We start from the raw sequence: 12,404 nt of genomic DNA, 5'->3' as shown, positions 1-12,404 counted from the left end.
CCCCGCGCGTGAGCGCGCGGTTGTGCCGCTGCGAACAAAACTATGCCGGATTACGGGACTGGATAGCGAACCTCCGACCATACAGAAAATCGCAAAAACAAACCCGCAGGTAGATAGCCTGTTGTTTTTCAAAAATAGGGGGTATGGATGAGGGCTCCGACTTTAGCTCCGTAATCCGGCGTAGTTTTGGAATGGCAGCATATCCGTAACAGCCCTTTAACTCCCGTGGACGGAGGAAAACGGACTATTTTGGCCTCGCGAGGGCTATCGCGTGACTCGTCTGCCACGAAATGGGCCCATCTACTACGTTTAGGCGGCAGCCCTCGACCACGGCAAGCAATGCGAAATGAAAACCGCAGGTAGAACGCCTGCGATTTTTCATGAATAGCGGTTATGGTCGGGGGTATCGAGTCAAACGTAGTAGATGGGCCCATTTCGTGGCGAGCGCCGTCAGCCGATCTCCGCGGGCGGAAGAAAGCAGATCATTTTGGTCCCGCGAGCCTTGCGGAGGCGCTCGTGCAGGGCCGACCGAACAAAACTATGCCGGTTTACTACGACGAATTCGACATTCCCGACCATGACTGCATTTTTCTAAATATCGCAAGCGTTCTACCTGCGGTTTTGCAAGCGCTCAATTTGCCGTGATCGAAGGTGGGCGATTCATCGTAGTAAACCGACATAGTTTTGAAATGGCATTAAATCGGTAACAGCCATTTTACTCTGCCGGGGCGGTCAATCTTCGGGCAACTGCCCTCGCAGGTAGGCGATGGCGATCTGCGTACGGTTGCGCAGGTCCATTTTGGCCAGGATCGAGCTGATGTGGTTGCGCACGGTGCCTTCGCCCATGTAGGCTGTGGCGGCGATCTCCCTGTTGTCGAGACCGCGGGCGATGAGCTCGGCGACTTCGAACTCGCGGTCGGTCAGACCGGCAAAGGCCGCGGGCCGGCGGGTCGCACCGGCTTCAGCGTCCGCCCCATCAAAGTCGACATCCTCGATCGCCTTACCCTCGAGCACGCGTTTACCGTCCATGACCTGCGCCAACGCCGGTGGAATGGCGGAGACATCGGTTTTGATCAGATAGCCGCGGGCGCCCAGTTTAAGCGCCGACACAATGTACTCGTCATCCGAGAATGTCGTCAGAAACACCACGCGCGCCGCAGGGTCGCGCTCAAGGATCTCGCGTGCCGCCGAAAGTCCGTCGCGCCCCGGCATCTGAATGTCGAGCAGCGCGATGTCGGGCGTGTGCTCAGCGTAGAGCGCGACCGCGTCGTCGCCATTGGCGCCGGTACCCACCACCTCGATCTGCGGCTGGGCGCCTAGGATAATCTTGAGTGAATCGACTACCAAGTGGTCGTCATCGACAACTATGAGCCTCATCGGTCCTCATCTCCTTGCTGTTTGGGAACGGTGGCAAACACGCGCCAGCCGCCGGCGCCGGCGCGCGGACCGGCGGTGAAGGTGCCGCCAAGCGCCTCGATGCGCTCGCGCATGGAGACGAGCCCCATGCCCTCCGCGGCGCCACGGCCGATTGCTTGGACCCCGCCCACGCCATCGTCGGTAACGATGAGCTGGTAAAACGACGGATGCTCCATGCATCGTGCGGTGACGGTCTGGGCGCAAGCGTGGCGCATGGTGTTGGAGAGCGCCTCGCGCAGGACCGCCGCAAAGCAGTTGGCGACGTTGGCGGGCGCATGCTCGGCCAAAACTTCAAGCTCAATCTGTGGGCCGCTGTCCGAGCGTACGCCTTCAACGATGCGCTCGAGCTGCACGGAGAGGTTGGTTGCATTGTCGTTGAGCGCGTGGACGCTGGCGCGCACGAGCTGGAGCGCCTCGTCAACCGTGCGTTTGACATCGGCGAAATCGGCGGCGACGCCGGGCTCGTTGGCGTGGACCACGCGCAAGGCTTCGGTTTGGAGCGAAGCGCGCGTGAGCTGGTGGCCCACGTTATCGTGGATCTCGCGCGCGATGCGGGCGCGTTCGGCGAGCGTTGCGAGCTCGACTTCGTAGTCCTGGCGGTCGGCGAGGTCGCGGTTGCGTGCCTCGAGTACCAGGGCGCGTTCTTGCAGCTTGTCGCGGGTGCGACGCATGCGATCCTGTTCGCGCTCCAGCTGCGCGGTGCGCAGCGACAGCAACGTGGCAGCGATCGAAAGGATGGCGGTTAGCAACAGCGTTCGGGTGGTGAGCACGCCGCCACGAAGGTCCGCGACAAGCGCGCAGACAAACACGGCGCCAATCGCCAGCGCGGGCCAGATGCGTTCACGGCGCACGCGTCGCGCGATGTCATAGAAGGCAAGGGGTGCGAACGGCATAAATGGCGGCACGAAGACGGCAGCGATGATGTAAGCGTAGCTCGCGGCCTCGCTCGCGCGATGGGCGTGTTCTTCTCGTGCGACTTCCGACGCCGAGGTGGCCATAACGCCAAGGCAAAACGCCACAACCAGACGAGCGTCCACGGCAAGACCCATGGCGGCCGCAATACAGCACGCCAGCACAATCGATTTGTCGAAAAGCCTGTTCATACGGGTATTGTACGCGATGCTGCGCGCGGGGGAGGCGCCGCCCGGGGCAACCGTGACATTCCTCCCGCGCGGCAAAGCGGCGTCGATCGCTCGCGCGAGCGGGGGTTTCGCCTCTGCCCCCTCGCACTCGTGACAAAGCTCACTGGTGCGCGCCGTCCTCTCCTGCGATGATGCAATCGTACCGGGCCACGACCAACAGAAGGGCCGCCTCATGACAGATATCGTCCACGTCGAAAACCTCGTCAAGCGCTACGACGATCTTATCGCGCTCGACCACTTTAACCTGAGTATTGCCCCTGGCGAGATCTTTGGCCTGCTGGGCCCCAACGGCTCGGGCAAGACCACGTCCATCAACTGCATCCTGCAGCTGCTCGCTTACGACAAGGGCACCATCGAGCTGTTCGGCGAGCCCATGACGCCCACCCGCTACGACCTTAAGCGTCGCGTCGGCGTGGTGCCACAGCAGGTGGCGGTGTTTGACGAGCTCACCGTGCGCGAAAACATCGACTATTTCTGCAGCCTCTACGTCAACGACCGCAAGCGCCGCCGCGCGCTGGTGGACGAGGCGATCGACTTTGTCGGCTTGGGCGACTTTACCAAGTTTCGCCCCGGAAAGCTCTCGGGCGGCTTGGCACGCCGTCTCAACATTGCCTGCGGCATCGCGCACAAGCCCGAGCTCATCTTCTTTGACGAGCCCACAGTGGCAGTCGATCCGCAGAGCCGCAACGCCATTCTGGAGGGCATCTGCCGCCTGCGCGACGAGGGCGCCACGGTGGTGTATACCAGCCATTACATGGAGGAGGTCGAGCAGATCTGCAGCCGCATCATGATCATGGACGGCGGCCGCGTGCTGGCGCAGGGCACCAACGACGAGCTCAAGCGCATGATTCAGATGGGCGAGCGCGTGACCGTCGAGGTCGGCGCCGTCGAGCCCGCCACGGTCGAGCGGCTGCGCGCTCTGGAGCACGTGCTTTCGGTTGAGCTGTCCGGCGGCGAGCTCATCTGCACCTGCGAGGCGAGCCCACATAATCTGGTCGACATCCTTGACACGCTGCGCGCCGCCGACGTGGCACTCGGTCGCGTGTGGAGCGAGCCGCCGACCCTCAACGACGTGTTCCTCGAGATCACCGGCCGCGAGCTACGCGACTAGGGGGCAGCCATGATCAACACCATCATTATCACGGTCAAGACGCTGCTGCGCCGGCCGAGCACATGGGTCTGGGGCGCGCTCTTTCCCATTGCGCTTTCCACGATGTTCATGTTTATGTTTGCGAACCTCAGCTCCGACGGCAAGGTCGATCCGGTGCCGGTAGCCGTTGTCGCCGACGAGGCCTGGGACGCTTCGACCTTTAAGGACGTGGCGACGTCGCTTGCCAAGGAGGGCGACGACCAGCTGCTTAAGATCCACGAGTGCGACGACGCGGCCGAGGCGAACCATGCGCTCAAGTCCGGCGAGGTTGCGGGCGTCTACACGGTCGACGACGCGGGCGCGCCCAAGCTTACGTTGCTTTCGAGCTACGATAGCTCGCGCGCCAGTACGGTGCTCACCGACCGCAGCATCCTGGAGACGGTGGCGAGCTCGTATACGCAAAATGCCGAGCTCATGCGCCAGATTGCCCAGGACAACCCGGCGGCGCTCGCCGACCCGGAGGCGGTTGCGCGCGCCCTGTCGCTTAAGGGCGGCACTCGCCGCGTGAGCCTTACGCGCACCACGCCCGACGGTACGACCATCTACTATTACGCGCTCTTTGGCCTGGTCGCGATGATGTCTTCCGAGTTTGCGGCCCTGGCCGTCGTCGATCTGCAGCCCAATCTGTCCGGCCTCGGCGCGCGCCGCTGCGTGGGCGGCGTCTCCAAGACGGCGCCGCTGGCCGGCATTTTTGTCGGCTCGTGGCTGGTCTCATTTGCCTCGATGGCGATCGCGATCGGCTACGTGCGCCTGGTGGTCGGCATCGACTTTGGCGGGCGCGAGGGGCTGTGCCTGGCGGGCGGCACCGCATCTGCGCTTGCTGCCACGGGCCTGGGGCTTTTTGTGGGGACGCTTCCCGTTAAGGGCGGCAAGGCGTCCAAATCGGGCATCCTCACGGGCTTTGCCACCACGTGCGCCCTGTTCGCCGGACTCTACGGCGAGCCGGCGATGGCGCTTGCCGACGATGTTGCCCGCGCCTGTCCGGCCGAGTGCTGGCTCAACCCCGTCAAGCTCATCTGCGATATGTTCAACCGCCTGTATTTCTTTGAGGATCTGGGTCCCTTTGTCGTTCGCGCCGGTGCGCTTGTCCTCATGGCCCTGGTGTTTGTCGCCGCCGCTACGCTGATCTTTGGAAGGAGCCGCTATGAGCACCTTTAAGACCGCGCTTCGCATGGCGCTCGCGCACCCGTTCTACCTGCTCATCTACACGGTGTTCATTTCACTCATGGGCGTGTTCATTGCGGCCTCGGTCAGCTGGAACTCGTCGCAGCTGACCGAGTACAAGCCCTACGACGCCAACGTGATTGTGGTCGACCGCGACGGCAGCGATCTTTCGCGTGCGCTTACCAGGCACCTGGGTTCGCGCTTTGACCTGGTCACGGGCGTCGGCGACGACACGTACGACCTTGCGGACGCGCTCTCCAAGAGCAACAGCGCCAAGGGCAGCGCCGACTGCGTGTTCTTTATCCCGGAGGGGTTTGAGGACGATCTTGTTGCGGCCGCCCGTGCGGGGGAGGACTTGCCCAAGCTCGATGTGACCTACGGTTCCGGCACCATGGCGGCGGCGCTTTCGTCTGCCGAGGTTTCGCGGTGGATCTCGCTCGCGGGCGCTGCGGCGGTGCTTGAGCCTGCTGCCTCCGGGGCCAGTGTCGCCAAGACCGCCGAGCACGCCGCCGCAAAGCGCGCGGAGGTCCAGATCGAGCAGGTCAAGGTTGACTCGACTGCCGCAGCCACGCTCGAGTCGTACTTCAACTTTGGCGCGTACGCGATCATCTCATCGGTCATCGTTTCGGTGGGACTGGTGTTTTCGGGTATGAACGAGCCCGAGCGCGTGCGCCGCATGGAGGCCGGCCCGGTCTCCGAGCGCCAGCGTTCGCTTGCTGTGTTCGCGGCTGCCGCGGTGCTTACCGTCTGCATCTGGTTCGTGTCGAGCATGGTGGGTGTCGTGGGCTTTGCCGGCGCGGTCGCCGAGGTCGGTGTGGGTCGCGTGTGCCTGGCGCTGGCGGCGACGCTTGCCCTGGCGTGCACGCCGCTGGCCGTTGGCTTTACCCTGTCGAGCTTGGGCGCGCGCGAGGAGCTGATCAACGGCGTGGGCAACTTACTCGGCATGCTCATGACGTTTTTGGGCGGCGCCTGGATGCCGCTGTCGCTCATGGGCTCGGCCGTGCAGACGGTGGCGCACTTTGTGCCGACGTTTTGGGTGAACGACGCGATCGGCAAGGCGCTTGCCTCGGATCTAACGGCCACCGTGTTGGGCGACATCGCCTGCGACCTGGGCGTCACGGTGCTCTTCGCCGCCGCCATCGCCGCCGTAGGCCTGGCCCTCACCCGCGCCAAATCCCACGCCTAGCTACCTGGTCATCGGGGACGTTCTTAAACGGCTAGTCATCGGAGGCAGTCTTTGTCGATTCGCCGGCCCGCCGGTCGTGCCGGCAAGGACTGTCCCAATATGTCGGCACTTGGGGACGTTCCTTTCCTGCCGGCACTTGGGGACAGTCCCGGCATTCATTGGGGACAGACTTAAATGAGTGGTTTCAGTCATTTAAGTCTGTCCCCAATGAGTACCCAATGACTGGTTTGGAAAAAATCGCGCCTGTCGCTTAAAAATAGTTCGCCTGGGTTTACTATTACCCTAGAAAAGTAGCAGAAGGCTAACAACGGGGGATAGCATGTCGACAAAGCAAGCCTATGTCCAGGTCAGCGGGCTCAGGAAACACTACGGCGACGGTGATGCGCGCCTGACGGTACTCGATGGCATCGACACGTCCATCAACCGCGGCGAGATCTGCGTCATGCTGGGGCCCTCGGGCTCGGGCAAGTCGACCTTTCTCAACCTGATCGGCGGCCTGGAGGATGCCGACGGTGGCTCCATCATGGTGGACGGCTGCGCCCTCACGGTGCTCAAACCTACCGATCTGGGCGAGTATCGCCGCCGTGAGCTGGGTTTTGTCTTCCAGTTCTACAACCTGGTGCCCGATCTCACCATCAAGGAGAACATCGAGGTCACGGCGCACCTGTCCAAAAACCCGCTCAATGTCGACGACCTGCTGCGTTCGCTGGGCCTCTACGAGCACCGCAACAAGTTCCCGCGCCAGGTCTCGGGCGGCCAACAGCAGCGTTGCGCCATCGGCCGCGCACTCGTCAAAAACCCGGGCCTGCTGCTGTGCGACGAGCCCACCGGCGCGCTTGACTACAAGACATCCAAGGAAATCTTGCAGCTCATGGAGGATGTTAACCGCACCTACGGCTGCACCATCATCATCGTCACCCACAACGCCGCCATCGCCCGCATGGCCAACCGCGTGCTGCGCCTGCGCGACGGCCGCATCGTCGAGGATGGGCTCAACGAGTCGCCCGTTGCGGCCGCCGAGCTCGATTGGTAGGCGATGCCATGACACCTCTCGCAAAGCGACTCCCGCGCGAGCTGCGCCGCAATATCGGCAAGTACCTGGGCATCTTTTTGCTTATGTGCGGGAGCATCGCTCTCACCTCGGGCTTTTTGCTCGCGGCGCATTCCATCGGTTGCCTTATCGACGACATGCGCGATGCGTACACGATTGAGGACGGCCGCGTGACCACCTCCTTCGAGGCTACCGACGACCAGCTCAAGGCAGCCGAGGATGCAGCCGACGACGTCGGCGGCGTCACGCTCTACAAGAATTTCTCCATCGACGCCATCATCAAAAAGACCGCCGGCGACGACGGCACCAAGCGCACGTTGCGCACCTATGCGCACCGCACCAAGGTCGATATCGCGTCCTACTGCGAAGGCAAGCAGCCCAAGACGGACGATGAGGTGGCTATCGACCGAGTTTTTGCCACCAACAACGACCTTGTCGTGGGCGATAAGGTTGAGCTTGAGGGCCGCACCTACACCATCTGCGGCATCATGACCCAGCCCGATAGCCAGGCGCTGTTCCTCAACAATTCGGACTTTACGGTGAACACCATCACCTATGGTGTGGCCGAGGTCACCGACGCCGGCTTTGCCGCGCTCGAGGATGCCGGTGGTGCACCTGCCTACACCTACTCCTTTGCTTTTACCGATCGCGACCTCCCCACCGCGGATCGCATCGATGCGGAGCAGGATATGGTCGAGGTGCTGACCGATGCCGATGCGCGCGTGGACGATCTGATCGACGCCGATTCCAACCAGGGTATTGGCTACGCGCGCGACGACGTAGACGGCGACTCCATGATGTGGATGACGCTGCTCAACATTATCATCGTGATCATGGCGTTCGTCTTTGTGGTCCTTACCGACGCCACCATCGAGGAGGAGAGCGCCATCATTGGCACGCTGCTCGCCAGCGGCTATCGCCGCCGCGAGATCGTGCTGCACTACCTGGCACTTCCCGCCATCGTGGGCGTGGTCGCGGCGCTTTTGGGCACCGCGCTCGGCGTCGCGTTCTTTACCGAGCCCATGCGCGGCCTCTATTACGGTTCGTACAGCCTGCCTCCCTTCCAGGTGTACTGGAGCTGGGAGATTTTTGTGAAGTGCGCCGTGGTTCCCGCTGCCGCGCTCATCCTCATCACGCTGGTGGGCCTGCTTCGCAAGATGGGCAAGACGCCGTTGCAGTTCCTTCGTCACGAGGCGAGCGGCAAATCGGGCACCAAGCGCGGCCTGCAGCTGCCGGAGCGCATGGGCTTTGTCTCGCGCTTTCGCCTGCGCATCTTCCTGCGCAACCTGGGCAACTTCGCCACGCTCTTCGTGGGCATTGCGTTTGCCTCGCTGCTGCTGCTCTTTGGCCTGGCGATCCTGCCCACGATGACGCACTATGCGGACAACCTGGAGACAAGCCTGGTCGCCGAGCACCAGTACACGCTCAAGGCTCCGCTAGAGCTTGAGGGTACTGCCGAGGAGCGCGGGCAGTGGGCGGCGCTCGAGCGCTTGCAGTCGATTGACGGCGCGCTGCTCTCCGCCGCCCAGGATGCCGATGACGAGCTTGACGACGCGGCCGATGCGGCGCAGACGGCAGCCGATGCCGCGACCGCGTCTCCGTCTGCCGAGAGCCTGGCCGCGGCGCAGGACGCGCTCGCCAAGGTCCAGGACAAGAAAGATGCGCTTTATGCGCGCCTCGATGACCTTGCCGATGCCCTCGGCTGCGACCGCGATGAGGCCATCGACCTGATCGACAAGGCCTCTAAGATCGACACCGACAACGACGACATTCACCCGATCAACACGACCGACAACGGCGCGGGCGCAATCGCGCAGGCCGAGAAATATGCCGTTTACCAGCTGCAATACGACCGCGGCGAGGGAAACGGCACAGAGGCCATCTCTGTCTACGGCATTTCATCTCATTCGCGCTATTGGAAAGACCTCAACGTCGGCGACGGGCGCGTCGTCTTTGGCGGCGGTCTGCTCGATAAGTTTGGCTGGAGCGAGGGCCAGAAGGTCGAGCTTCGCGACAAGTACGAGGCTCGGGATTATTCTCTTGAGTACGCGGGTAAGGACTGCATCTGGGGTTCAAAGTCGGACATGAATATCTATATGAGCATCGATGACTTTAACGAGCTGTTCGGCAACGACGCCGCCTACTTTAACGGCTATGTGAGCGACGAGAAGCTCGACCTCGATGCTCGTTACTTTGCCGGTGACACCACGCCCGACGACATGCGCGCCGTGGGTGACCAGTTCATCGGCATGATGAGCAAAATGATCGGCATGATGGTCGGGCTCGCGGTGTTTATCTTCCTGCTGTTTATGTACCTGCTGACCAAGGCGGTGATCGACCACAGCGCCCGTTCGATCAGCTACATGAAAGTCTTTGGCTATCGCGATAGCGAGATCTCGCATCTGTACATCCGCTCGATCACGCTGTGCGTGGCGGCGTCGCTCGTGCTGAGCCTGCCGGTCATTATTGGCTCGCTCACGGCCATCTTCCGCTCGATGCTGCTCGCCTACAACGGCAATATCGAGATCTACGTGCCCGCTTGGTCCATGGCTGCATGCATCGGCATCGGCTTTGCGACCTACCTGGTCGTGGCGCTGCTGCACACGCGCTCTATCAAGCGCGTCAGCCTGGCCGAAGCCCTCAAGGTGCAGGAGTAGTCATTGGGGACGTTCTTAAACGACTAGTCGTTGGGGACAGTCTTTGCCGGATCGCCGGCTCGCTGGCCGGGCGGCAAGCACTCATTTAAGTCTGTCCCCAATGAGTGCCTAGCGACTCGGCGTTGCGCTTGACTTCAACCCCACTTCAACGGGTACCATCCTCTATGTCTGTAACGCCATATAGACCGAGGGGATAGATCTATGACCGCAACCGCACCCGCAGCACCGGCAAAGGTGTACTTCACCAACCTGCGCACGCATGCTCGCGAGAGCCAGCTCGACAAACTCAAACGCCTCATTCGCCGCGCCGGCATTGAGCAGATCGACTTCGAGAACAAGTTCGTCGCTATCAAGATTCACTTTGGCGAGCTGGGTAACCTGAGCTTTCTGCGCCCAAACTACGCCCGCGCCGTCGCAGACGTCGTGAAGGAGCTGGGCGGCAAACCCTTCCTCACCGACTGCAACACGCTCTATGTGGGCAGCCGCAAAAACGCGCTCGAGCACATCGACACCGCCTACCAGAACGGCTTTACCCCGTATGCCACGGGTTGCCAGATCATCATCGCCGACGGCCTCAAGGGCACCGACGAGGCGCTCGTTCCGGTCGAGGGCGGCGAGTACGTGCGCGAGGCAAAGATCGGCCAGGCACTCATGGACGCCGACATCGTGATTAGCCTCACCCACTTTAAGGGCCATGAGCAGGCCGGCTTTGGCGGCGCCATGAAGAACCTGGGTATGGGCGGCGGTAGCCGTGCCGGCAAGATGGAGCAGCACGCCGCTGGCAAGCCGAACGTCGCGACCGAGCACTGCGTTGGCTGCCGTGCCTGCGAAAAGATCTGCGCGCACGACGCCATCTCGTTTGACGATGCCCGCGAGCGCGAGCTTGCCAACGGTAACACCCGCACGGTGCACGTGGCCGCCATCGACCACGATCGCTGCGTGGGCTGCGGACGCTGCATTGCGGCATGCAACCAGGACTGCATCAAGCCCGGCTATGACGCCGCGGCCGACGTGCTCAACTGCAAGATCGCCGAGTACACTAAGGCCGTCGTCGACGGCCGTCCGAGCTTCCATATCTCGCTTGCCATGGATATCAGCCCCAACTGCGATTGCCATCCCGAAAACGACACGCCTATCGTTAACGATATCGGCATGTTCGCGAGCTTTGACCCGGTCGCCATCGACCAGGCCTGTGCCGATGCCGTCATGGCATCCGAGCCGCTGCCCAACACCGAGCTCACCGACAGCGCCGCCAAGATGGAGCATAACCACGAGCATCTGGAGGGCGAGCAGGCCAAGGACCCCTTCTGCATCACGCATCCCGACACCGACTGGCGCGCCTGTATCGCACACGCCGAGAAGATTGGCCTGGGCACGAGCAAGTACGAGCTCATCGAGGTCAAGTAGCGCCTAGTTATTGGACAAATGAAGCGCTTTTCTGGCGCAAGTAGAGCAAAAGCCGCCCGTGGGCACAGCGCTCACGGGCGGCTTTCCGGAAGTATGCGGCAAATTTCGAGACCGCCGAGCACACGACGTTTTTTGGCAACAAAACCCCTGATAAATTGTTGGTAAAACTGCGGTCTGGACGGGCTTCCCGAGATTTTCCCCGCACTTCCGAAAATAGGGGGCCAGATAGACCAGTAAACCGTACTATTTGCTTAAAAATTCTTGTCGAGGAACTCGTCGACCGTATTCCAGTAGAGCTCGGGGTCAACTTGCGCGCTCTTGGCGTGGGTGGCGCCATGGATGGTGAGCTTTTGCTTGACCTTGCTGGCGCACACGTCGTAGTTTTGGTCGAGCATGTCGTACGGCACAAAGGTGTCCTGGTCGCCGTGGATGAACAACATGGGAACCGTCGCGTGTTTGAGTTGCTCCACACTGCTCGCCTTATGAAAGTCGTAGCCCGCGCGCACGTTGCACACCAAGTTTGCTACATCGAGCAAGGGAAAACTGGGCAGGCCAAATACATCCTTGAGCTGCAGGGAAAACTCGTCCCAAACGCTTGTATAGCCGCAGTCCTCGATAATGCATTTCACATTTGCGGGCAGAGATTCCCCCGCTACGTTCATGGCAGTCGCCGCGCCCATCGACTCGCCAAAGACCAGGATGCGCGCCTTGGGATCGGCCGCAACAATCCGCCCGATCCACGCGACGACATCGAGTCGCTCGGGCCAGCCCATGCCGATGTAGTCACCGCCGGAACGCTCGTGGGCGCGGGCGGCGGGTGCGAGTACGTTCATGCCGCGGTCGTGGAATCGCTTGACGTATCGGGCCATACCGATGGGCTCGTTGGTATATCCATGCAGGCAGACGGCGTAGTCGTGCGTGCTCTCCGACGCAGCAAAATACCAGGCGGCAAGCTCGGTCCCGTCATCTGCGGTGAGGCTGCTGCTCTCGCGATTCTCTTTAAACCACGCCCGCGCCTCGGTTCCCTCGGCATCCGGCTGCTCACTTTCTTTGCCGTCCTTGCCGTCCTGCATCATCTTCATGGTGTATGGCGCGCGGGGATTCAGCGCGAAGTCAAACAGAAAGTTGCCGGCAAATCCGAGCAGCGCAATGACAACCACCAGCGCAACGACGCCGGCTATCTTGAGCTTTCGATGGGAACGTGCGTTTTGAGACATAAGAAGCTTTCCTA

At 61.9% G+C, this 12,404-nt stretch carries 9 protein-coding genes; 6 read left to right on the top strand and 3 right to left on the bottom strand.

Annotated features, from left to right (window positions below; translation table 11 throughout):
* Window positions 1-732: 732 nt before the first annotated feature.
* Window positions 733-1,377 (bottom strand): response regulator transcription factor, encoded by a 645-nt coding sequence (locus DXC99_RS09590; protein WP_117630029.1) that lies wholly within the window; start codon window positions 1,375-1,377, stop codon window positions 733-735.
* Window positions 1,374-2,519, bottom strand: coding sequence for a sensor histidine kinase (locus tag DXC99_RS09585; protein WP_158551696.1), 1,146 nt, complete (start codon window positions 2,517-2,519; stop codon window positions 1,374-1,376). Before DXC99_RS09585 ends, DXC99_RS09590 begins: the two co-directional genes overlap by 4 nt.
* Window positions 2,520-2,730: 211 nt before the next feature.
* On the opposite strand from DXC99_RS09585, the gene DXC99_RS09580 reads away from it, so the two are divergent.
* The 6 genes from DXC99_RS09580 (at window position 2,731) to DXC99_RS09555 (ending at window position 11,173) form a co-directional block, all read left to right on the top strand.
* Entirely contained in the window at window positions 2,731-3,669 is a 939-nt protein-coding gene (locus tag DXC99_RS09580; RefSeq protein WP_117630027.1) for an ABC transporter ATP-binding protein, read from the top strand.
* A gap of 9 nt (window positions 3,670-3,678) precedes the next feature.
* The gene (locus DXC99_RS09575; protein ID WP_117630026.1) at window positions 3,679-4,866 is read left to right on the top strand and encodes an ABC transporter permease; all 1,188 of its coding nucleotides are present in this window, start codon (window positions 3,679-3,681) and stop codon (window positions 4,864-4,866) included.
* The gene (locus tag DXC99_RS09570; RefSeq protein WP_117630025.1) at window positions 4,853-6,058 is read left to right on the top strand and encodes an ABC transporter permease; all 1,206 of its coding nucleotides are present in this window, start codon (window positions 4,853-4,855) and stop codon (window positions 6,056-6,058) included. Before DXC99_RS09575 ends, DXC99_RS09570 begins: the two co-directional genes overlap by 14 nt.
* A gap of 319 nt (window positions 6,059-6,377) precedes the next feature.
* Complete coding sequence (locus DXC99_RS09565; protein WP_117630024.1) at window positions 6,378-7,091, top strand: ABC transporter ATP-binding protein; 714 nt, start codon at window positions 6,378-6,380, stop codon at window positions 7,089-7,091.
* 8 nt (window positions 7,092-7,099) lie between these two features.
* A complete protein-coding gene (locus tag DXC99_RS09560; RefSeq protein ID WP_117630023.1) occupies window positions 7,100-9,766 on the top strand; it encodes an ABC transporter permease in 2,667 nt (888 codons plus the stop codon).
* Between the two features lie 201 nt (window positions 9,767-9,967).
* Window positions 9,968-11,173 (top strand): DUF362 domain-containing protein, encoded by a 1,206-nt coding sequence (locus tag DXC99_RS09555; protein ID WP_117630022.1) that lies wholly within the window; start codon window positions 9,968-9,970, stop codon window positions 11,171-11,173.
* Between the two features lie 251 nt (window positions 11,174-11,424).
* On the opposite strand, the gene DXC99_RS09550 is transcribed toward DXC99_RS09555, so the two are convergent.
* Window positions 11,425-12,390 carry an alpha/beta hydrolase gene (locus tag DXC99_RS09550; protein ID WP_117630021.1) on the bottom strand — a complete coding sequence of 322 codons (966 nt, stop codon included), beginning with the start codon at window positions 12,388-12,390 and terminating at the stop codon, window positions 11,425-11,427.
* Window positions 12,391-12,404 lie beyond the last annotated feature (14 nt).

It is taken from the genome of Collinsella sp. TF10-11AT, from assembly GCF_003437565.1.
Lineage (GTDB): Bacteria > Actinomycetota > Coriobacteriia > Coriobacteriales > Coriobacteriaceae > Collinsella.
The sequence above is the reverse complement of the archived record's forward strand: the minus strand, read 5'-3'. Positions and strand labels throughout refer to the sequence as shown.